The 22,148-nt window shown below is 67.1% G+C and carries 20 protein-coding genes; 13 read left to right on the top strand and 7 right to left on the bottom strand.

Going from position 1 to position 22,148, the window contains the following annotated elements; all coding sequences use genetic code 11:
- Positions 1-12: 12 nt before the first annotated feature.
- Together OU998_RS13180 and OU998_RS13185 are read right to left on the bottom strand one after the other, a co-directional pair.
- Complete coding sequence (locus OU998_RS13180) at positions 13-885, bottom strand: 4-(cytidine 5'-diphospho)-2-C-methyl-D-erythritol kinase (protein WP_267514079.1); 873 nt, start codon at positions 883-885, stop codon at positions 13-15.
- 210 nt (positions 886-1,095) lie between these two features.
- Positions 1,096-3,057: a tetratricopeptide repeat protein gene (locus tag OU998_RS13185; protein WP_267514081.1), complete on the bottom strand. Its 1,962-nt coding sequence runs from the start codon at positions 3,055-3,057 to the stop codon at positions 1,096-1,098.
- 100 nt (positions 3,058-3,157) lie between these two features.
- Between OU998_RS13185 and OU998_RS13190 the strand changes: the two genes are divergently transcribed.
- Complete coding sequence (locus tag OU998_RS13190) at positions 3,158-3,373, top strand: AbrB/MazE/SpoVT family DNA-binding domain-containing protein (protein WP_267514083.1); 216 nt, start codon at positions 3,158-3,160, stop codon at positions 3,371-3,373.
- Entirely contained in the window at positions 3,360-3,695 is a 336-nt protein-coding gene (locus tag OU998_RS13195; RefSeq protein ID WP_267514085.1) for a type II toxin-antitoxin system PemK/MazF family toxin, read from the top strand. The genes OU998_RS13190 and OU998_RS13195 overlap by 14 nt, the downstream gene beginning before the upstream one ends.
- Positions 3,696-3,714: 19 nt before the next feature.
- On the opposite strand, the gene OU998_RS13200 is transcribed toward OU998_RS13195, so the two are convergent.
- Positions 3,715-5,370, bottom strand: a complete 1,656-nt coding sequence (locus tag OU998_RS13200; protein ID WP_267516797.1) for an electron transfer flavoprotein-ubiquinone oxidoreductase — start codon at positions 5,368-5,370, stop codon at positions 3,715-3,717.
- Positions 5,371-5,567: 197 nt separating this feature from the next.
- Between OU998_RS13200 and OU998_RS13205 the strand changes: the two genes are divergently transcribed.
- From OU998_RS13205 to OU998_RS13215, 3 genes are all read left to right on the top strand, one after another.
- Complete coding sequence (locus OU998_RS13205; RefSeq protein ID WP_267514086.1) at positions 5,568-6,365, top strand: uracil-DNA glycosylase; 798 nt, start codon at positions 5,568-5,570, stop codon at positions 6,363-6,365.
- Between the two features lie 194 nt (positions 6,366-6,559).
- A complete protein-coding gene (locus OU998_RS13210) occupies positions 6,560-7,210 on the top strand; it encodes a hypothetical protein (RefSeq protein ID WP_267514088.1) in 651 nt (216 codons plus the stop codon).
- A 63-nt stretch (positions 7,211-7,273) separates the two neighbouring features.
- Complete coding sequence (locus tag OU998_RS13215) at positions 7,274-8,146, top strand: lytic transglycosylase domain-containing protein (RefSeq protein WP_267514090.1); 873 nt, start codon at positions 7,274-7,276, stop codon at positions 8,144-8,146.
- Between the two features lie 3 nt (positions 8,147-8,149).
- Here OU998_RS13215 and OU998_RS13220 read toward each other — a convergent pair whose 3' ends face one another.
- Positions 8,150-8,299: a hypothetical protein gene (locus OU998_RS13220; RefSeq protein WP_267514091.1), complete on the bottom strand. Its 150-nt coding sequence runs from the start codon at positions 8,297-8,299 to the stop codon at positions 8,150-8,152.
- 110 nt (positions 8,300-8,409) lie between these two features.
- Positions 8,410-9,054: a glutathione S-transferase gene (locus OU998_RS13225; RefSeq protein ID WP_267514092.1), complete on the bottom strand. Its 645-nt coding sequence runs from the start codon at positions 9,052-9,054 to the stop codon at positions 8,410-8,412.
- Between the two features lie 236 nt (positions 9,055-9,290).
- Between OU998_RS13225 and OU998_RS13230 the strand changes: the two genes are divergently transcribed.
- Entirely contained in the window at positions 9,291-11,498 is a 2,208-nt protein-coding gene (locus OU998_RS13230) for a GumC family protein (RefSeq protein ID WP_267514094.1), read from the top strand.
- A 196-nt stretch (positions 11,499-11,694) separates the two neighbouring features.
- Complete coding sequence (locus OU998_RS13235) at positions 11,695-12,669, top strand: SDR family NAD(P)-dependent oxidoreductase (protein WP_267514096.1); 975 nt, start codon at positions 11,695-11,697, stop codon at positions 12,667-12,669.
- A 19-nt stretch (positions 12,670-12,688) separates the two neighbouring features.
- Here the strand turns inward: OU998_RS13235 and cysN are convergent, their stop codons facing one another.
- Together cysN and cysD are read right to left on the bottom strand one after the other, a co-directional pair.
- On the bottom strand, positions 12,689-14,602 hold the full coding sequence (gene cysN, locus OU998_RS13240) for a sulfate adenylyltransferase subunit CysN (protein WP_267514099.1): 1,914 nt from the start codon (positions 14,600-14,602) through the stop codon (positions 12,689-12,691).
- Positions 14,602-15,561 (bottom strand): sulfate adenylyltransferase subunit CysD, encoded by a 960-nt coding sequence (cysD, locus tag OU998_RS13245; RefSeq protein ID WP_267514101.1) that lies wholly within the window; start codon positions 15,559-15,561, stop codon positions 14,602-14,604. Before cysD ends, cysN begins: the two co-directional genes overlap by 1 nt.
- Positions 15,562-15,730: 169 nt before the next feature.
- Between cysD and OU998_RS13250 the strand changes: the two genes are divergently transcribed.
- The 6 genes from OU998_RS13250 (at position 15,731) to OU998_RS13275 (ending at position 22,095) form a co-directional block, all read left to right on the top strand.
- On the top strand, positions 15,731-16,294 hold the full coding sequence (locus OU998_RS13250) for a lipocalin family protein (protein ID WP_267514102.1): 564 nt from the start codon (positions 15,731-15,733) through the stop codon (positions 16,292-16,294).
- A 231-nt stretch (positions 16,295-16,525) separates the two neighbouring features.
- Positions 16,526-18,325, top strand: coding sequence for a long-chain-acyl-CoA synthetase (locus OU998_RS13255; protein WP_267514103.1), 1,800 nt, complete (start codon positions 16,526-16,528; stop codon positions 18,323-18,325).
- A gap of 87 nt (positions 18,326-18,412) precedes the next feature.
- Positions 18,413-19,279, top strand: a complete 867-nt coding sequence (gene motA / locus OU998_RS13260) for a flagellar motor stator protein MotA (RefSeq protein WP_267514104.1) — start codon at positions 18,413-18,415, stop codon at positions 19,277-19,279.
- A 100-nt stretch (positions 19,280-19,379) separates the two neighbouring features.
- Complete coding sequence (locus OU998_RS13265) at positions 19,380-19,745, top strand: hypothetical protein (RefSeq protein WP_267514105.1); 366 nt, start codon at positions 19,380-19,382, stop codon at positions 19,743-19,745.
- A 79-nt stretch (positions 19,746-19,824) separates the two neighbouring features.
- Entirely contained in the window at positions 19,825-21,609 is a 1,785-nt protein-coding gene (mnmC, locus tag OU998_RS13270; RefSeq protein ID WP_267514106.1) for an FAD-dependent 5-carboxymethylaminomethyl-2-thiouridine(34) oxidoreductase MnmC, read from the top strand.
- Between the two features lie 69 nt (positions 21,610-21,678).
- Complete coding sequence (locus OU998_RS13275) at positions 21,679-22,095, top strand: DUF6491 family protein (protein ID WP_267514107.1); 417 nt, start codon at positions 21,679-21,681, stop codon at positions 22,093-22,095.
- Positions 22,096-22,148 lie beyond the last annotated feature (53 nt).

Here is a 22,148-nt window from a genome sequence, read left to right on the forward strand (position 1 = left end):
GGGATTTATGGCTCAGGCGGCGGCGAGCCGGGTCGCGGCGACCCAGGCCGTGGGATGGGCGGCCGACAGAGAGGCTGCGGCAGCGGCCGCGTCCTCGCTGAACCGGCACAGGCCGAAGACGGTGGCGCCCGAGCCGGACATCCGCGCCAGGGCCACGCCGGGCGCCGCCGCCACGGCCTGAACCGCGCCGGCTATGGCGGGGGTCAGGGCCTCGGCGGGGGGCTGAAGATCATTGCGCAGGCCCGCCAGCCAGTCGATGACGGCCGCGGGGCTCCAGTCCACAGGCGGCGCGGGCCGGTCGGCGGCGCGAGTCGGGCCGGCGTCATAGGCGCGGTAGACGGCCCCCGTGGGGGACGGAACTCCCGGATTGAACAGCACAGCCCACAGCGGCGGCAGGCGCGGTTCGTCGGTCAGGACATCGCCCCGGCCCTCGGCCCAGGCGGTGCGCATCCGCAAGCACATGGGGCCGTCGGCGCCGATCACCCCCGCCACAGCCTCCAACGCCGCATCGTCGAGGTCCAGCCCCAGGGCCTGACGCGCCAGCTTCAGCGCCGCCCCCGCATCGGACGAGCCCCCGCCCAGGCCGGCGGCGATGGGCAGACACTTGTCCAGCGTGACCTTCAGCGGCGGTTCGCCGGTTCCCGTCGCCTCGCCCAGGGCGCGAAGGGCGCGCAGGATCAAATTATCTGGCTCGGCCGCCAGGCCTGCGCCGAACGGGCCGGTCACGGTCAGGGACAGGCGCTCCGCCGGTTCGACCGTCACCCGGTCGCCGACATCGGCGAAGGCGACCAGGCTGGACAGCGGATGATAGCCGTCGGCGTCCACCGGGCCGACGTGCAGGAACAGATTGATCTTGGCCGGAGCCAGGGCCGAAAGCGGGGGCATGGAGTAGGTCTTAGCGACTTGGGGGCTGGGTCGAAACGGGGAATACGGCGCCCCTCTCCCCCATCCTGTTCGTCATCCTCGCCCTTGTGGCGAGGATCCATACGCCCGGTGTGTCCGCAGGATGCGCCTTCGTCGGACACCGGGAGTATGGATCCTAGGGACAAGCCCTAGGATGACGGGAGTGAGGGGAAAAGGGAGGAGATCGGCGGCCTATTGCGACACGCCGGTCGCGGGCGCGGCGTCGTCCAGACCATTGGCGATCTTGCGCTCCACGTCGGCCTTGCGTTCGGCGTCGGGGTCCAGGCTCAGGACGCGGTTCCACAGCCAGACCGCCTCGCGCCGACGACCGACGCGCCAATAGGCGTCGCCCAGGTGGTCGTTGATTTCGGCGTTGGCGGGCTCCTTGTCGGCCGCCTCTTCCAGGGTGACGACGGCGCTATCGAAATAGCCCTGTTTGAACTGGGCCCAGCCCAGGGAGTCCTGGATGTTCCCGTTCTCGGGATCGGCGGCGTGGGCCTGGGCCAGCAGGCCCGCGCCTTGATCGACGCGCAGCCCCCGGTCCACCCACAGATAACCGAGATAGTTCAGGGTGTCGGCGTTGTTCGGATCGGCCTGGTGCGCGGCCCATAGTTCGGCCTCGGCCTCGGGGATGCGGTTCAGCGATTCCAGCGCCACGCCGCGCAGGAAGTGGATCTGGGCGCCCTGGTTGGCCGTGTTCAGCAGCGGGCCGTTCAGCAGGTCGAGCGCCGCCTGGTGCTGTTCCAGCTGAAGCAGCTGGCCGGCCATCACCAGGGCGATGCGCGCGTCGTTCGGCTGGGCCGCAGCGGCGGCGCGCAGTTCGGTCAGGGCCGCGTCGAGCTGCTCGTCCTCGGCCAGACTGAGGGCCAGCTGGGCGCGGGCGTTGGCGTAGAGGACCGGATCCTGTGGCCCGACACGCGAAAGCGCGGTGCGAGCGGCGGCCTTCAGCCCGACCCGGTCCAGCACCTGGGCCAGTTGGATCTGGGTGGCGGCGTCCTCGCGCAGGTTCAGGGCGAGCCGCAGATAGACCACCGCGAACTCATTGCCGCGTTCGGCCACGGCCTGGGCGGCGGCCGTGGTCAGGGCCTGAGCCGCGCCCTGGCGGAAGTCGGGCGCGGCGGGGGGACGACCGCCGGAGCGGGCCCGCACCAGGGCGCGGGTGGTGGCCAGATCGACGACCTGCCCCTCGACGGCGGCTTGATAGACGGCCAAGGCCTCGTCCCGCTTGCCGCGTCGCTCCAGGAACTCGCCATAGGACCGGTGGAACAGGGCGCCGATGGTCGGCATGTCGGACAGGGCCTTCAGCTCGGATTCGGCCTCAGCGAATTTCCGGCGCTTCTCCAGCAGCAGGGCGCGGTTCTGGCGAGCGAAGGCCAGGGTCAGGGCGTCGCCCTGGGCCGGGGGCGCGGCCAAGGCGCGGGTCCAGTCGCCGGCGGCCGCCGCGATCCACGGCGCGACCATCAGGCCGGCGCGGCTGTGCGGAGCGGCGATGGGGCGGCCGGCCAGGGCGGCGTTGGCGGCGCGGGGGTCGCCATGGACAAAGTTTTGAATGGCCGAGATCAGTCGACCGCCCTCGGTGAAGGCGGGCGAGGCGTCGGCGGTGGGGGCCAGACGCGCCGCGACATCAAGATCGCCGCTGAGCAGGGCGGAGGTGAAGGCCTGTTCGCGTATGCGCGGCTGTTCCGGAGTCAGGGCGTTGGCCTGGGCCAGCCAGTCGGCGCCCTTTTCTCCCTCGCCCGTCATCAGGGCCAGTTTCCCGGCGAGATAGAGGCCATAGGCGCTGCGGCCCTCGGCGTCGGTCGGGATCGGCGACCAGATTTCAGGGATGGGCGGGGCGGCCGGCGGGTCGTTGATGACGACGTCGATGACCGGGTCGCCGTTGGGCGTATCGACTTGAGGCGCGCCGTCCTCCGGTTCGTCCTCGGCGGGCGCGGCGCCGGGCACGGCGTCCTCGTGCGTCTGATCAGGACGCAGGATGATGGCGGGCGGGGATGGCTCGAACTTGGGCTGGATCAAGGGGCCGGGCTGCCCCGCCGGCTCCGGATCGGTCTGGAAGGATCCGGCGGGCAAATCCTGCGCCGCTGCGCCCTGAGCCATGGCCAGAGCGAGGACGGTCAGGGAGGCGGCGAACAGGCGCGAACGGGAGGCGATCATGCCGCGACCCTTCACGCTTTCACCCGCCCCCGCAAGAGGGCGGATGGTTGACGAAGGCCGATAAGGGCGTACCGTAAGGAAAATCCTTACCGAGGCGATGATGATCACCAGCCGCCTGACGTCCAAGGCCCAGACGACCATTCCCCAGCCGGTGCGGGCCGCCCTGAAATTGCAGGACGGCGACGAGCTGATCTATGAGATCGAGGGGGACCGGGTGCTGTTGAAAAAAGCGCGCAAACCGGCGGCCGACGATCCCTTTGCGACCTTCGAGGAATGGGACAGCGAGGCGGACCGTAAGGCCTATGCCGGACTTTGAGCGCGGCGACGTCGTCCGCATCCCCTTTCCCTATACCGACCGAAACACCCGCCAGCATCGGCCGGGATTGGTGGTGTCCGCAGGCGGGATCGGCGATCAGGCCGGTTTGATCTGGGTGGTGATGATCACCAGCGCCGCCAACCGACGCTGGCCCGACGATCTGGATCTGGGCGACCGCTATGGGGAAGCCGGCCTGCCCGCGCCATCGGTCGTGCGCCCCTCGAAGATCGCCACCATAGAAGCCTCGGCGGCGGAACGGATCGGCGCGTTGGACGCAGCGCGGCTGGCTGTCGTCATGGAGACGATCCGGCGCTGGCTATGACCCCAGCGCCGGTCATGCCTCACATGTTCGGATAGTTCGGACCGCCGCCGCCCTCGGGCGTGGTCCAGACGATGTTCTGCGACGGGTCCTTGATGTCGCAGGTTTTGCAGTGGACGCAGTTCTGGGCGTTGATGACGAAGCGCGGATCGGTCTTGGCGACCTCGTCCGCATAGACGACCTCGTAGACGCCCGCCGGGCAATACAGCCGCGCCGGCTCGCCGTATTTCGGCAGGTTGACCTGAATCGGCTTGGACGGGTCCAGCAGCTTCAGGTGGGCCGGCTGGTCCTCGGCGTGGTTGGTGTTGGAGATAAAGACCGACGACAGCTTGTCGAACGACAGCTTGCCGTCCGGCTTGGGATAGACGATCGGCTTGTGCTTAACCGCCAGTTCGGTCGAGGCGGCGTCGGTCTTGTCGTGTTGCAGCGTCGGGATCGGCGACCAGCCGCCCAGCAGGGTGCGGCACCACATGTCGACCATGCCCAGCGCCCCGCCCAAGGTGGTGCCGAACCTGGACAGCAGGGGCTTGGCGTTCTTGACGACCGACAGCTCCTTGAAGACCCAGCTCTTTTCAAAGGCGGCCTGGTATTCGACCAGTTCGTCCCCGCCACGCCCGGCCTGAACCGCCTCATAGGCGGCGTCGGCGGCCAGCATGCCGGTCTTCATCGCATTATGGCTGCCCTTGATCCGGGGCACGTTCACGAAGCCGGCCGAGCAACCAATCAGGACGCCGCCAGGGAAGCTGAGCTTCGGAATCGACTGCAAGCCGCCCTCGGTGATGGCCCGCGCGCCGTAGGAGATGCGCGTGCCGCCTTCCAGATGCAGGGCGATGGACGGGTGGTGCTTGAAGCGCTGGAACTCGTCGAACGGCGACAGGAAGGGGTTCTTGTAGTTCAGGTGAACGACATAGCCGACGGCCACATAGCGGTCGCCGAAATGGTACAGGAAGCTGCCGCCGCCGGTGTGCTCGTCCAGTGGCCAGCCGGTGGTGTGCTGGGCCAGGCCCGGCTGGTGCTGTTCGGCGGGCACCTGCCACAGCTCCTTCAGGCCGATGCCATATTTCTGGGGCGACTTGCCGTCCTGAAGCCTGTGCTTGGCGATGATGGTCTTGGCCAGGGAGCCGCGCACGCCCTCGGCGATGAAGACATATTTGCCGTGCAGTTCGAGGCCCGGCTGGAAGTCGCCGGTGGGCTTGCCCTCGCGGTCGATGCCGAAGACGCCCGCGACGACGCCCTTGACCCGTCCCGTCTCTTCTTCCCAGACCACATGGCTGGCGGCCATGCCGGGATAGACCTCGACGCCCAGGGCCTCGGCCTGTTCGCCCAGCCAGCGCGAGACATTGCCGAGCGAGGCGATGTAGCAGCCATGGTTGTGCATGAAGGGCGGCAGCAGGGGCATGGGCAGGGCGGCCGAACCTTGCGGGCCCAGAAGCAGGAACCTGTCCTTGGTGACCGGGGTCTCCAGCGGCGCGCCGCGGTCCTTCCAGTCGGGGAAGAGTTCGTTCAGCGCCTTGGGATCGATCACCGCGCCCGACAGGATATGGCCGCCGACCTCGGCGCCCTTTTCCAGCACCGCGACGGTGATTTCCTTGCCGTCCTTTTCCGCCCGCTGCTTCAGGCGGATGGCGGCCGACAGGCCGGCCGGGCCGCCGCCGACGATGACGACGTCGTATTCCATCACCTCGCGCTCGACGCCGGCCAGGGCCTCCAGCGGCGGCAGATTGTCGATGATCGCTTCCTGGCGGGCGTTCTCTGCGCCGCCCTCGATGGCTTCTTCGGCCATGTTCTTCCCCTGAAATCCAGCTTGTTCGTGTGGTTATGACGCTTATCGGAAGGTGACGCGAGGGCGGTCAAGGCCTATCGGTAGTCTGACATATGAACGCGCAACACCATGACATCGCTGCGGTGGAAGCCCTGCTCGCCTTCTGGCGGGATGCGGGGGTGGACGCCTGCTATGGCGACGCGCCGGTGGATCACACCCATCTGGCCCCGCCCCCGGCCCTGAAGGCGGTGCAGAAGGCCACCGCTTCAGTGGTCACGCCCCTGGTCGGCGCAAACATTGAAGACGCCATGGCCGAGGCGCGACGCCTGGCCGCAGGCGCCTCGACCTTGCAGGACCTGGCCGCTGCGGTGGCGGCGTTCGAGGGATGTCCCCTGCGCGGCATGGGCGCGACCCAGTCGGTCTTCGGTCGGGGCGACCCCAACGCGGCCGTGATGGTGATCGGCGAAGGGCCGGGGCCGGACGAGGACCGGCTGGGCCAGCCCTTCGTGGGCCGGGCCGGCAAGCTGCTGGACAGGATGCTGGCGGCGGCGGACCTGACCGACAGGGTCTTCATCACCAACACCGTCTTCTGGCGCCCGCCCGGCAACCGCACCCCGACCCCGCAGGAACAGGCCGTCTGCGCCCCCTTCGTCGAGCGCGCCTTCGCCCTGCTTCAGCCCAAGGCCGTGCTGCTGCTGGGCGCGGCCTCGGCCAAGTCGGTGCTGCAGACCGAGGACGGGATCATGAAGATGCGCGGCCAGTGGCGGGAGTGGCGGCTGGCCGAGGGCGGACTGTCCGCCCCTGCCCTGCCGACCCTGCATCCCGCCTTTCTGCTGCGTCAGCCCCAGGCCAAGCGCCAGGTGTGGGCCGATCTGCTGACGCTTTCGGCGCGTCTGGACGGCGCAGGTTGAGGTTACCGCGTCTTTAAGGCATGCTGGTCGTTTGACGACCAACGCCACACGATCCCCGCCTGACGAGAACGGGCAGGGCGACGCCAACGGGGCCGCCGCGTATGAATATATTCCGCCGGGCAAGTCTCGCCTCGACGCTGTTTTTTGCGATGACCGCCGCAGGTTCGGCACTGGCGGAGACGCCTTTTGACGGAATGTCCGGCGCCGCTTCCGCTTCCGTCAGACCCACGGCCCTGAGTTCAGCGGACCGCCTGTCCTACACCACCGCCTTCGACGCGCTGAGACGCGGCGACATCGAGGCGGCCCGCGCCTCGGCCCGTCAGGCCCAGGACAGGGTCCTGTTGGGTCAGGTCGAGTTCGAAAGCCTGTTCCACCCCGAGCATGTCGCCACCTATGAGGAGCTGACGGCCTGGCTCGAAACCTATTCCGACCTGCCCTGCGCCGACCGGGTCTATAGCTTGGCCCTGCGCCGCCGCCCTGACGGCGCGCCCGAGCCGGTCAAGCCCGGCGGTCTGCTGGGCCGGACCTGGAACAGCGTCGTCTCCGCCGTCTCGGGCGGGGCGACGATCGATCCGATGAAGGCGGCGCGCGTCGCCTATAACAACGACGACCTGACCGGCGCCTCGGCCCTGGGTCGCGAAATCGGCGACTGGTGGACGGTCGGGCTGGCGGAATGGCGGCTAGGTCAATTCCACGAGTCCTTCGCCGCCTTCGAACGGGTTGCCAATGATCCGACCGAGGACCCCTGGGTTCGCGCCGGCGCCGCCTATTGGACCGCGCGCGCCGCGTCGCAGTCGGGCCGTCAGGACCGAGTCGAGGACTATCTGCGCCTGTCGGCCCAGTAGCCGGCCACCTTCTACGGCCAGATCGCCCTGCGTCAGCTGGGCGAGGAACCGACCATAGAGAATATGGGCCCCCGCCCCTATCAGGCCGAGCCCCGCCGGCGTCGCGCCGTCTATGTGCCGCAAAACGCGCAAGTCGAGGCCGGCGAGTTGAACGCCTTCGTCCAGAGCGACGCCCGCGCCAAGCGCACCGTCGCCTTCTATGAGGTCGGGCGGCGGGCCGAGGCGGAAAGCGAGCTGCGCTCGGGCGTGCGCACCGCCGCCGGCGATGCAGCCCGGATGTGGACGGCCCTGGCGCGGGTGATGATGCCCGGCGAAGGCGAAAGCGCCACGCGGATCGACGCGACCCGCTTCCCCATGCCGGTGCTCGAGCCGGAAGGCGGCTTCGTCATCGAGAAGGCCCTGGTCTACGCCCTGGCGCGCAAGGAGACCGACTTCAACCCGGACGCCCGATCCAGCGCCGGCGCCTATGGGCTGATGCAGGTGATGCCGACGACAGCGGCCGAAATGACCGGGGACCGGACCTTCGTCAGCGACCCGTCCAAACTTCTGGTTCCCGCCACCAACATGCGGCTGGGCCAGGCCTATATCAATCGGATGCTACAGCTGCCGGCCTTCCAGGGCGACCTGCTGCGGGCCGTGGCCTCGTACAACGCCGGGCCGGGGCCGATGCTGACGGCGGTGCGCAAACTGGGACCGGACGCCGATCCCCTGCTGCTGATCGAGACGATCGACGTGCCCCAGGCGCGCGACTATGTGGAAAAGGTCGTGGCCGGCTACTGGATCTATCAACGGATGCTGGGCGGCCCGCTGAACACGCTGGACGCCGTGGCCTCGGGCGCCAAACTTGTGCCCGTGTCGCTGGACTATGTGCCGCCCGCGCCCGTCGCCGAACCCATCCTGGTCGCTCAAGAACCCAGCCTGGCGGGCGGGCGTTAAGACTTAGAAGATTGCGGTAAGCAGCAGCGCCCAGAAGGCGGCGCTGACGACGGCGGCGAGGGCGTAGCCCGTGACCGGATTGATCAGTCGCGTTGCGACAACCTGAGCCCGGGCTTTTTCGCCCTGGGCGGTCTCGATGGCCGGAGCCCGCATTGGTCTTCCTCCCGGCGGAACAGTCGGTTCCGTGTGTGATCCACGAATAACGACGGCAGCTTAATACAGGGTGCGCGGGAGTGGTTTCCGGGCCGTTAAAACCAGAACTTCTACGCTTGGGCTTCGGCCTCCCAGAGACGAAAATCGGGCTGGGCCAGCAGGGTCGCGGCATAGGCTCCGGCAGTCCCGTCGTCGCCATGGTCGGCCAGATCGATCTGGAAATGCCGCAGCCGGGCGGCGACCGGGGTGTAGAAGGCGTCGGCGATCGACCATTCTCCGAACAGCCAGGGCCCCGCCCCGCCGAACCGGCGACGCATCTGGCCGAACAGTAGGACGAGCCGCGACAGATCACGATCCAGCCCCGGATCTGACGGCGTCTCCGAGCGCGCGTCGCCGACCATGGGCTGATCGGCGCTCATGCCGCAGATGTTTCGCAAGGCTGAAAATCCCGAATGCATCTCGGCCGTCGCCGATCGGGCCAGAGCCCGTGCGAGCGGATCAGCCGGCCACATCCGCGCCTGCGGATAGTGTTCCGCCGCCCACTCGGCGATGGCCAAGGTGTCCCAGATCAGCTCACCGTCCACCTTGAGGACCGGCACGAAGCCGGACGGCGACACCGCCCGCAGCGCCGCCTTCTGCGCCTCGGTCTCATACCGGGCGTCGATCACGGTGAAGTCCGCGCCGGTGCGCTTCATCACCAACCAGCCTCGCAACGACCAGGTCGAATAGGTCCGGGGTCCGATGATCAGTTCCATGGGCTCACCTTGAACAGGCGATCCGCGAGACCGCCCCGATTTTATCGGCTCCCGCTTAGGGAACCGGCATGTTAACTGCAAGGCGAACAATGTTGTTCTGGTGACTGGTTCGTAATTGATCGTTTTCCACGACCGCTAGGCTGTTCTTGTGCAGTGCGGTATAGGAAGGTGTCGCTCGCTTCCCGATCGGAACGACCGTTGAAATCCGGCTACGGCCGAGCCCTCATGATGGTGCGATGACTGACACGAACGATTACCCGCCTTCCGCCGGCGAAGCTGGCGGGGAGACCATCGACCTTCATCGCCTGATTGCGGTCTTCCGCCGTCGGTTGAAGCTGTTTGCGGCCGTTGCGGCCCTGGTCTTCTTGATCGTCGCGATGTTCACGCTGAGCGAGACGCCGAAATACACCGCGACCGCCAATCTCCAGATCAACACCCGGACGCAGGAGGTCGTGGATTCCAAGGCGGTCCTGTCCGGACTGACGCCGGAGACCAGCGTGGTCGACACCGAAGTCGAAGCGTTGAAGTCGCCGGAACTGGCGGCGGCTGTGGTCGATGAGCTGCGCCTGATCGAGGACCCGGAGTTCAACGGCCGGCTACAGACGCCTGGTCTGGTCGAAACCGTCAAGGGCTGGTTCGGCCTCGCCCCGGACCGCAGCGCGCCGACGACAGAGGCGGGCCGCGAGGCGGAACGTCAAAGGGTCATCAACGGCGTAGGCCAACGGCTCAGCGCCCGCCGCGTGGGCCTGACCTATTCGATGAATCTGTCGTTCACGTCCGAGAGCCCGGTCAAGGCGTCCCGGATCGCCAATCTGTTGGCTGACAAATATCTTGAATCCCAACTGAACCGGAAACTGGACGCCACCGGCCAGGCCAATACGTTCCTGGGTTCGCGCCTGAACGAATTGCGCCAGCAGATGCAGTTGGCGGACGCTGCGGTGTCCAACTACCGGATCGCCAACAACCTGCTCAGCTCCGAAGGCTTCACCCTGACCGAGCAGGAAATCTCTGCCTATAATCAGCAGCTGGCTTCGGTCCGGGCCCAAGAAGCCGAACAGGTCGCCCGCCTTCGCACCGCACGCGCCCAGCTGGCTTCGGGCTCCAACGGCGACGACGTCGGCGAAGCCCTAACCTCCCAGGTTGTCCAGAACTTGAGAGCCCAGCGCGCCGCCATCAGCGCCCGCGTCGCGGACATGAGCAGCCGTTACGGCCCGCTTCACCCCGACATGGTGCGTTCGCAACGCGAACTGGCCGACATCGACGCGCAGATCCAGGCCGAAATCCGCCGCATCATCTCGAACCTGGAGGCCCAGGTCCGAGTCGCCCAGGAACGCACCGGCTCGGTTCAATCCAGCCTGTCGGCGGCGCGCGGCGCCCTGGCCAGCAATAGCGGCGCCTCTGTCCAACTGCGTGAACTGGAAGGCAACGCCGAGGCCGCCCGCGCGGTCTATCAGAGCTTCCTGGACCGCTATCGTCAGACTAGCGCCCAGGTCGGGACTGAACAGGCCGACGCCACCCTGGTGTCGCGCGCCTCTATCCCGACGTCGCAAAGCGCGCCCAATGTGATGCTGAACCTGGCGCTCAGCCTGGTCCTCGGTCTCGGCGCCGGCCTCGCGGCTGTCGTGCTGCTGGAGATGATGGAGGCCGGCGTCGGCACGACCGACGAGATCGAGCGCAAGCTGGGCCTGCCCTCCATCGGCTCCATTCCGTTGGTCTCGTCGATCGCGGAATCGGCGGATCGCGGGATCAGCCCCATCGACTTCGCAGTCAAGAAGCCGTTGTCAGTCTTCGCCGAATCCTTCAGGTCGCTGCGGACCTCGATCAACTATGCTGCGGGCAGCCAGGCCAGCAAGCTTGTGGTTATCACCTCGGCCCTGCCCGGCGAGGGCAAGACGACGACGGCGGTCGGCCTGGCTCAGGTGTCCGCCATCGCCGGGAGCCGGGTTCTTCTGCTGGACTGCGACCTGCGTCGCCGCGCCGTCACCCGCGCCATGGGCTTGAACACCGACGCCGGTCTGGTCGAACTGCTTCAGGGAACCACCACGCTTGAGGCCGTGCTGAAACGGGACGAGGCGTCGGGCGCCTATATCCTGCCGCTGTCCAACGTGGTGGCGACCCAGGACGTCTTCGGCACTCAGGCCATGGATGATCTGTTGGCCAAGCTGCGCGGATCGTTTGATCTGATCCTGATGGACACGGCTCCGGTTCTGGCCTTGGCCGACACCCGGATCCTGGCCGCAAAAGCCGATATGACCATTCTGCTGGTGCGTTGGCGCAAGACCCCCGCCCGCGCCACCAACGCAGCCGTCAAGATGCTGCAGCAGTCCGGCGCCTATATCCTGGGCGCCGCAATGACCCAGGTCGACGTCAACGCTCAGGCCAAGCAGGGCTACGGCGACGCCGGCTACTACTACAGCGAATACAAGAAATACTACTCGGCCTGAGGCAGGCCAGGACGGACGAACCGGGCGACGTGTCGCGCTGGTTCGTCCGTGCCCGCGACGAGCCACAGGATCGGCGCACTGATTTTCGATGATGCGGTCCATCGCCTCGACGCGGGATTGGCGCTAGACGCCATCCCAATGGTCGAGAGGGATGTTCAATGCGCGTCGTAGTGATCGGTACAGTCAGGCGGGCAGGATGAAGACCCCGATCCTCGTCACCGGCGCGGCCGGCTTCATCGGTATGCACACGGCCGAACGGCTGCTGGGTCGCGGCGAGACCGTGATCGGGGTCGATAATTTCAACGACTACTACGACCCGGCCTTAAAGGAGGCCCGCGCCGCGCGGCTGGAAGTGCGCGACGGCTTCACCATGGTGCGGGCCGACATCGCCGACCACGAACAGATGCTGGCCCTGGTGCGCGACAAGGGCGTGGAGCGGATCGTCCATCTCGCCGCCCAGGCCGGGGTTCGCTACTCGATCGAGAACCCCTTCGCCTATGAGCGGTCCAATCTGGCGGGGCATCTGTCGATGCTGGAGGCCGCGCGGCACAACGGCGTGACCCATCTGGTCTACGCCTCGTCCAGCTCGGTCTATGGCGACCGGCCGCTGGAGGGGGCGGGCTTCCGCGAGGACGATCCGACGGTGGAGCCGGTGTCGCTGTACGCGGCGACCAAACGGTCCTGCGAACTGCTGAGCCAGAGCTACGCCAAACTGTACGGCTTCCCCCAGTCGGGCCTGCGCTTCTTCACCGTCTATGGTCCCTGGGGCCGGCCCGACATGGCCTATTTCAGCTTCACGCGAAAGATCGCGCGGGGTGAGGCGATCGAGGTCTATGGCGAAGGCAAGATGGCGCGCGACTTCACCTATATCGACGACATCGTCGACGGGATCGTGGGCGTGCTGGACCATCCGCCCGCGCAGAGCGGGCACGAGGTCTACAACATCGGCGACAGCTCGCCCGTCGGCCTGATGGAGATGATCACCACCCTGGAAGGCGCACTGGGCGCAGAGGCGGAGAAGGTCATGCGGCCCATGCAGCCCGGCGACGTCACCGCCACCTATGCCGACGTCTCCAAGCTGAACGCCCTGACGGGATACAAGCCCAAGGTGACTCTGGCCGAGGGCCTGCCGCGCTTCGTCAAATGGTGGCGGGGATACGAGAACGGGTGAGCCCCTTCCCCGCCCTCGATCAGATACTGAAATCCTCGGTCGAGAACCGGCCGTCCAGCCAGGCGACGATGCGTTCGGCGGCGTCTTCGGGCGACATGGTGGTGGTGTCGACGACGATCTCAGGCGTTTCGGGGGCTTCGTAGGGGCTGTCGATGCCGGTGAAATTCTTCAGTTCGCCGGCGCGGGCCTTTTTGTAGAGGCCTTTGACGTCGCGCTGCTCGGCGACGGCCAGGGGGGTGTCGACATAGACCTCGACGAACTCGCCGGGCCCCAGCAGCTCGCGCGCGAGGCGGCGTTCGGCGCGGAAGGGTGAGATGAAACTGACCAGGACGATCAGCCCGGCGTCCACCATCAGTTTCGACACCTCGGCGACGCGGCGGATGTTCTCCACCCGGTCCTCTTCGGTAAAGCCCAGGTCGCGGTTCAGGCCGTGGCGGACATTGTCGCCGTCCAGCAGATAGGTGTGGCGGCCGTCGGCGTAGAGGCGCTTTTCGACCAGATCGGCGATGGTGGATTTGCCGGCGCCGGACAGGCCGGTCAGCCAGACCACGCGCCCCCTCTGGTTCTTGATCGTGGCGCGCGCCGCCTTGTCCACCGACAGGGCCTGCCAGTGGATGTTGTGCGCGCGCCGCAGGGCGAAGTTCAGCAGGCCCGCCCCGACCGTGCGGTTCGAGATCCGGTCGATCAGGATGAAGCCGCCCAGGTCCTTGTTCTCGACATAGGGGGCGAAGGCGACGGGAGCGTCCAGCGACAGGTTGCAGACGCCGATTTCGTTCAGCTCCAGCCGCTTGGCCGGCTGCTGTTCCAGGGTGTTGACGTTCACCTTGTGCTTGGGCTCGGTGATGGTGGCGCCCACCAGCTTGGCGCCGATCTTCAGCAGATAGGGCCGGCCCGGCAGCAGGGGCTCGTCGTCCATCCAGACCACCGTGGCCTCGAACTGATCCGCCGCCTCGGGCGGGGCGTCGGCGCTGGCCAGGACATCGCCGCGCGAGACGTCGATCTCGTCGGCCAGGGTCAGGGTGATCGACTGGCCGGCGACGGCTTGGGCCAAATCGCCGTCGGCGGTGACGATGCGGGCGACAGTCGAGGTCTTGCCCGACGGCAGGACGCGGACGGGATCGCCGTGGCGCACGGTCCCGGCGGCGATCTGGCCGGAGAAGCCGCGGAAGTCGAGATTGGGCCGGTTGACCCATTGCACCGGCAGGCGGAACGGGTCGGCCTGAAGATCGTCACCGACCTCCAGCGTCTCCAGCAGGCTCATCAACGGGGGGCCAGCGTACCAGGGCGAATGGGCGCTGGTCTCGGTGATATTGTCGCCGCGCAGGGCCGACATGGGGATGGCGTCAAAAGCCTGAAGCCCGATCTGGCCGGCGAAGGCGCGGAAATCGGCGACGATGGTGTCGAAGACGTCCTGGGACCAGCCCATCAGGTCCATCTTGTTCACAGCCAGGATGACGTGGCGGATGCCCAGCAGACTGACCAGATAGGCGTGACGCCGCGTCTGGGTCAGGACGCCGCGCCGGGCGTCGATCAGGATGACGGCGGCGTCGGCGGTCGAGGCGCCGGTGACCATGTTGCGGGTATATTGTTCGTGGCCCGGCGTGTCGGCGACGATGAATTTGCGCTTTTCGGTCGAGAAGAAACGATAGGCCACGTCGATGGTGATGCCCTGTTCACGCTCGGCGGCCAGGCCGTCGACCAGAAGGGCGAAGTCGATGTCGCCGCCTTGGGTGCCGACGCGGCGGCTGTCCGCCTCCAGCGCCGCCATCTGATCCTCGAAGATCATCTTGGAGTCGTAGAGCAGCCGGCCGATCAGGGTGGACTTGCCGTCGTCCACGCTGCCGCAAGTGATGAAGCGCAGCAGGCTCTTGTGCTGGTGGGCGTCGAGATAGGCGCCGATATCAGCGGCGATGAGATCCGATTGGTGAGCCATCAGAAATAGCCCTCCTGCTTCTTCTTCTCCATCGAGGCGGACTGGTCGTGGTCGATCATTCGGCCCTGGCGTTCGGAGGTGGTGGTCAGCAGCATTTCCTGAATGACCTCGGGCAGGGTCGCGGCCGTGCTCTCGACCGCACCGGTCAGGGGGTAGCAGCCCAGGGTGCGGAACCGGACCGACTTCATCTGGGGCGTCTCGCCGGGGCGCAGCCGGAAGCGATCATCATCGACCATGATCAGGGCGCCGTCGCGTTCGACCACCGGCCGTTCCGCCGCGAGATAGAGCGGCACGATGGGGATCTGCTCCAGGTGGATATATTGCCAGACGTCCAGCTCGGTCCAGTTGGAGATGGGGAAGACGCGGATGCTTTCGCCCGGCCGTTTGCGAGTGTTGTAGAGCCGCCAGAGCTCGGGGCGCTGGTTCTTGGGATCCCAGCGGTGTTCAGCGGTGCGGAAGGAGAAGATTCGCTCCTTGGCCCGCGACTTCTCTTCGTCGCGCCGGGCGCCGCCGAAAGCCGCGTCGAAGCCATAGTGCGACAGGGCCTGTTTCAGCCCCTCGGTCTTCCAGAGGTCGGTGTGCAGGGCCGAACCGTGATCGAAGGGATTGATCCCGCGCGCCACGGCGTCCGGGTTCTGGTGGACCAGCAGTTCGACGCCCAGATCAGCCGCCGCCTGTTCGCGCATCGCGTACATGGCGCGGAACTTCCACGTCGTATCGACGTGCAGCAGGGGGAAAGGCGGCTTGGACGGATAGAAGGCTTTGCGGGCCAGGTGCAGCATCACCGCCGAATCCTTGCCGATCGAATACAGCATGACCGGGCGCTCGGCCTCGGCCGCCACCTCGCGCATGATGTGGATGCTCTCGGCCTCCAGCCGCTGAAGATGGGTCAGCCGTGCGGGATCGGGCGCGGTCAGGCTGGATTTATTCAGGGCTTCGGTCAGGATAGCGGCGTCCACTAGGTCAGGCCTCCATAGAGGGCCGACGTAAAACGATACTGTGCAATGGGTCGCAAGCGATTGATACTGGTGGTCGCTGTGAGATTTTGGAGACGGTCCCGATCCTGCCGCACCTCGGTGACGGAACCTTGACCGCGTGTTGCGCCTTGATGGCGAGAACAGAAAGCTGATGTCCCCGATGAAATCCATGACCGCCGCCCTGGCCCTTTCGGCCGGACTGCTGATCTGCCTATCGGGGTGCGTCACCGCGCCCTCCCCCTCCGAATATCGGGCGCCCCAGCCGACCAAGGCCATCGACCTGAACCGGCTGTGGTCCGGACGGTGGCACGAAGTCGCCCGCCTGCCCGACCGGTTGACGGACGGGTGCGTGGCCGGGGCGTCAATCTACACGCCTGTCGGCGGCGACCGCATCAATGTGCGCGACACCTGCCAGGTCGGTTCGCCCGAAGGCAAGGAGAAGGCCATCGAGGGCGGCGGGCGAATCCTGGATCCGGGCATGAACGCCAAGCTGCGGGTGCGCTACCTGCACGGGCTGGTGACCTGGGACTATTGGGTGCTGGACCGGGCCGACGACTACAGCTGGTTCATATCGGCGGACCCGACCTTCGAGCGACTGTTCATCTATACGCGGGAAGCGCCGACGGCGGCCGAGGTGCGGGCCCTGACCGATAGGGCGCGGACGCTGGGTTATGACGTCAGCCGGCTGGAGTTCCCGGAACAGCCGCCACGCTAGATCCATTCAAGGCAAGGTCGGATCTTTCCCGCGCCTGAAAACACCGAGCAAATGGGAAAATCCGCTGGCCCGCTCTGGATTTCCCCGACGTCACCGGAACAAATGAGACACGGCCCTTCGATGATCGCGATTGTTTCCAAGGCGTTTGTTCGCCGCGCGGTTGACCGGACGGGCCGCCTTCGTTCATCACGAGGGCGGGTGGAACACGCATAGACCGGAGAATCGGCGAGCATGGGTTTGGTAGCGAATATCGGTAGGGACGTGCGGTTTGCACGCGGCCTGTTCCGCCTGCTCAAGCGCATCAAGCCGATCGAGCTGGATAGCGATGTCCTGCTGTGTGATGACATCGAGGAAGCCGTCGACAAGTTCCCCGACAATGTGGCGCTCGAAGACGAGCGCCGCAGCCTGACCTATCGCGACCTGGACGCCATGGCGAATCGCTATGGCCACTGGGCCAAGGGACGTGGCCTGAACCGGGGCGACACCATCGCCCTGATGATGACCAACCGGGTCGAGTATCTGGCGGCCTGGATCGGCTTCTCCAAGGTCGGGATCGCCACGGCCCTGATCAACACCAACCTCAGCGGAACGGGCCTGGCCCACTGCCTGACCATCTCCAACGCCTTCCAGGTGGTGGCGGACGAGGACTGCTGGCGCCAGATCGAGGCGACCCGCCCCCTGGTCGGCCACAGCCTGATGCTGTGGGTCCTGGGCCTGGGCGACGAGGACGAGACCAGCGACCGGCGCGGGCTGGACAAGCCCGTGCGCGGCGCATCGTCCGTCCGCCCCGCCCGTTCGGTCCGCGAAGGCCTGACCAACCGCGACACGGCGCTGTACATCTATACCTCGGGCACCACAGGCCTGCCGAAGGCGGCCCGCATCCCCCATTCGCGCGCCCGGACCTATATGCGCGCCTTCGCCGGGGCCACGCGTTCAACGCCGAAGGACCGAATCTTCAACGTCCTGCCGCTGTATCATTCGACCGGCGGCCTGGTCGGGGTCGGGGCGGCCCTGTTGAACGGCGCGCGCCTGGTCATCCGCAAACGGTTCTCGGCCTCCAGCTTCTGGCCCGACGTGGTGGCGTCCGGGGCGACCATGTTCGTCTATATCGGCGAACTGTGCCGTTATCTGGTGAACTGCCCGCCCCAGGCCTATGAGCAGAAGCACAAGCTGCGGCTGGCCTTCGGCAACGGCCTGCGCGCCGACGTCTGGCCCGAGTTCCAGAGCCGGTTCGCCATTCCCGACGTGCTGGAATTCTATGGCTCGACCGAGGGCAATGTCTCCCTGTTCAACTTCGACGGCAAACAGGGCGCCATCGGTCGCGTGCCCAGCTATCTGAAGAAGCAGATCAATATCCGGCTGGTCCAGTTCGACGTGGACAGCGAACAGCCGATCCGCGGCCCGGACGGCCTGTGCCGACTGGCCAAGTTCGGCGAGGTCGGCGAGGCGATCGGCGAGATCGGCAACGATATCCGCCACGACTTCTCGGGCTATGCCGACAAGGCCGCCTCGCAGAAGAAGATCCTGACCGACGTCTTCAAGAAGGGCGACCGCTGGTTCCGCACCGGCGACCTGATGAAGCAGGACGCCGAGGGCTATTTCTACTTCGTCGACCGCCTGGGCGACACCTTCCGCTGGAAGGGCGAAAACGTCTCCACCTCCGAAGTCGAACAGGCCCTGATGGAGGCGCCGGGCGTGTCGGAGGCCATCGTCTATGGCGTGCCCGTGCACGGTCAGGACGGCAAGGCCGGCATGGCCGCCCTGGTGACCGACGCCAAGTTCGATCCCAAGGCCTTCGCCGCCCACGTCGAAGAGCGCCTGCCCGCCTATGCCCAACCCGTCTTCGTGCGACTGATCGCAGCGGCCGAGACGACCGGCACCTTCAAATATCGCAAGGCCGACCTGGTGGCGGATGGCTTCGATCCCGAAAAGACCGGCGCAGGCCTTTATGTACGCGGCGGCAAGACCGGCTATCAGAAGCTGTCGGCGGCGGCGCGGACGGCCATTCTGAACGGCGAAGGCCGCCTCTGAAACAGGATAAGACGGCGTTCGCGAAACGCCGTCTTAATCAATAACGCGCATCAGTTGACGCCTCTCGCGTCAGGATCCCGCGTCCCCATGTTTCAGATCATCGGCATCGTACTGCTGTTCGGCCTCGTGTTCGGCAGCTACGCCATCTCCGGCGGCAAATTCGAAGTCATTATCCACGCCGCGCCCCACGAGCTGATGGCGATCGGCGGCGCCGGCATCGCGGCCTTCCTGATCTCCAACTCCATGACCGTGATCAAGGGGTCGATGGCGGGCCTGGGCAAGACCTTCGCCGGCCCCAAGTGGAAGAAGCAGGACTACAAGGACCTGCTGTCCCTGCTGTTCCAGCTGACCAAGACCATGAAGTCCAAGGGCGTCGTGGCGCTGGAAAGCCATATCGAAAAGCCCAAGGAATCCACCATTTTCCAGAAGTACCCCAAGGTGCTGAAGGACCATTTCGCCGTCGACTTCATCTGCGACACCCTGCGGATGATGACGATGAACCTGGAAGACCCGCACCAGGTCGAGGATGCGATGGAGAAACAGCTCGAAAAGCACCACCACGAGCATCTCGACAATGCCCACGCCTTGCAGAACCTGGCCGACGGCCTGCCCGCCCTGGGCATCGTCGCGGCCGTGCTGGGCGTCATCAAGACCATGGGTTCGATCACAGAGCCGCCGGAAGTCCTGGGGACCATGATCGGCGGCGCCCTGGTGGGCACCTTCATGGGCGTGTTCCTGGCCTATGGCCTGGTGGGCCCGTTCGCCGCACGCCTGACCTCGATCATCAATGAGGAAGCGGCCTACTACAAAATGATCCAGTCGGTGCTGATCGCTCACCTGCACGGCAATGCGGCCCAGATCTCGGTCGAGATCGGCCGTGGCGACATTCCGTCCGCCTGCCAACCTTCGTTCGCGGAGATGGAAGAAGTGCTGAACAGTATCGGCAGCGACTGAGGCTGAACGGACGAACTTGGGATTCGCCGGAGAAATTCAATCGGCTTATCGTTTCAGGTGAGGCTTCGGACCTCGCGAACAATTTTCGGAGGATCTTTCCATGAAAATCAACGCTGTAATCGCCGCTTCATTCGCCATGCTCGTCATCGCCGGATGCCAGAAGGCGCCGGAAGCCGAACCGCATGAAGCGCCGAGCGACGCCGCAGAGGCGGCGGGCGCGGCCGCCGAAGAAGTCCTGACCGCCGACCAGGCCGCAGCGGAAGCCGCCGCCGCCGCAAACGCACCCGCCCCAGACGCCGACGCGGCCACCGCCGAGAACGCCGCCGCTCAAACAGAGGGGCACGCCGCACCGAACACGACCCACGCCGCCGCTGCGCCAGCCGCCGCCCCAACGCCCGCTCACGGGGCCGATCACGGGGCTGCTCACGGGGCCGATCACGGCGAGGCCCACAGCGCAGGGCACTGAAGCCGCCTTCATCGGCAGGCCGCCACCGAATGGAGGCGGCCTTTTTTCGTAATACGGCCGGAGGTGCTAGAGCCGCGCCATGACGCGCGACGACACCTCTCCTCACCTGACCTGGACCGATGAAGACGAGCCCCGCTCGGGACGGTTCGGCGACGTCTATTTCTCGCGCGACGACGGACTGGCCGAGACCCGGGCTGTCTTTCTGCAAGGCTGCGGACTGCCAGAAGCCTGGGCCGGGCGGCGCCGGTTCACCGTGGCGGAGCTGGGGTTCGGCACCGGTCTGAACATCGTCGCCCTGCTGGACCTGTGGCGACGGACCCGGCCGGAAGGCGGACGGCTGCACATCTTCTCCATCGAAGGCTTTCCCCTGGCCGCCGAAGAGGCTCGACGCGCGCTGTCGAACTGGCCGGAACTCGCGGACGCCGCCCAGGACCTGACTGAGGCCTGGCCCGACCGGACGCCGGGCTTTCACCGCGTAGACCTGCCCCAGTTTCACGCCGTCCTCGATCTGGCCGTCGGCGACGCGGCCTGGGCGCTGGACCAATGGTCCGGACAGGCCGACGCCTGGTTCCTGGACGGATTTTCGCCGGCCCTGAACCCCGGCATGTGGTCGCCCGAGGTGATGGACGGGATCGCGGCCCGCTCGGCGTCCGGCGCGCGTCTGGCCACCTTCACCGTAGCCGGGGCGGTTCGCCGGGGCCTGTCGGAACGGGGCTTCATCGTCGAGAAGAAGCCCGGCCATGGTCGCAAACGTGAACGGCTGGAGGCCCGGCGCGCGGAGGCCCCCGACGGCGCGGTCTCGCCCCCCTGCCCCAACCGCGTCGCCGTCGTCGGGGCCGGGATCGCCGGCGCCGCCGTCGTGCGCGCCTTGATCGACGCCGGGATCGATCCCGTGGTCATCGAAGGCGACCGTCCCGGCGCGGGCGGATCGGGCTTTCCGGCCGGTCTGGCGACGCCGCGACTGGACGCCGGCGATCAGGCCATCGCCGGCCTCTACGCCCAGGCGCTGGAACGGGCGCGACATCTGTATGAGGCCACGCCCGGCGCCGTGCTGGACCGGGGCGTCCTGCAATTGCCACAGGCGCCGCGCGACGCCGCCCGTTTCGCCAAGATCGCGGCCCAGCCGATCTGGCGTGAGGACGCCATGACGGTCATCGACGCCGAGACGGCGGGGGCGCGGTTGGGCGAACCGACGGCTGAAGGCGGGCTCCTGATGGCCGACGCCCGCGTCATCAAGCCCGCCGCCGCCTTGACCGCCTGGCTCGACGGCGCGGAGATCGTCGAAGGCTTCGCCGCTCGGATTACACAGGACGCCGACGGCTGGATCATTCATGACGCCGAGGGCGGGGTTCTGGCCCAGGCCGACGCCGTCGTCGTGACGGCCGGCTGGGGGTCGGCGGAGCTGTCGCCGATGAACGGCCTGACGCCCGTGCGAGGCCAGGCCGACTGGTGCGAGGGACCGTCCCTACCCGCTGCGGCCTGGGGCGGCTATGTCGCGCCGACGGGGACCGGCTTCCTGTTCGGGGCGAGCCATGGACGCGGCGACATCTCTCTCGAACCCCGGGACGCCGAGACCGCACAAAACCTGGACACCCTGCGGGCCCGCCTGCCCCGCCTGGCGGATCAGGTGGAGGCGGGCGAGCGCCATCGCCGCGTGGCCATTCGCGCCACCACGCGCGATCGTCTGCCGCTGGCCGGCCGCAGGGCCGACGGGGTCTATGTGCTGACCGGTCTGGGATCGCGCGGCCTCTGCGCCGCTCCCCTGCTGGGCGAGCATGTCGCGGCGTTGATTATAGGCGCCCCCTCGCCGCTTCCCGCAGCTCTGGCGGCGCGGGTCGATCCGGATCGCCCGTCGGCGGCCTGAGCGCGGTTCAGCCTGTGTTCATCTGGATTAGAGTTGGTTTGAACTGACGCCAGTTGCAGGGGATGTTCGATGCGGAATCTGTCTTTGACCTTGGTCGCCTCCACCGCCGTCAGCCTCTGGCTTTCGGCCTGCGCGCCCGGTGCGACCACTGTGGCCGCAGCGGAAGGCCAGACCTCGACGGCACGCTGTTTCCGCACCGACGCCATCCGCAACTTCCGCGTCGACGGACAGACAGACCTCTATATCCGCTCGCTGCGCGACGATGTCTTCCTGATCAACACCGCCGGCGGGTGTTTCGATCTCGATTCCGCCAGCTCGATCGCCGTGACCCCGACAATCGGCGGATCGGACAACATCTGCGTCGGCGATTCTGTACGCGTCATCGTGCCGGGCTCTTCGTTCGGGTCGGGCGCATGCCGCGCCTTCGTGACCAAGTCGTTGAACGCCGACGAGATCACCGCCCTGCCGAGTCGCGCTCGCCCCTGACCCTGGTCGCGGCGCCGGAACCCGTGGTTGGAACCGACTTGAAATCCCGCGAT

The sequence above is a fragment of the Brevundimonas sp. SL130 genome, assembly GCF_026625805.1.
Taxonomy (GTDB): Bacteria; Pseudomonadota; Alphaproteobacteria; order Caulobacterales; family Caulobacteraceae; genus Brevundimonas.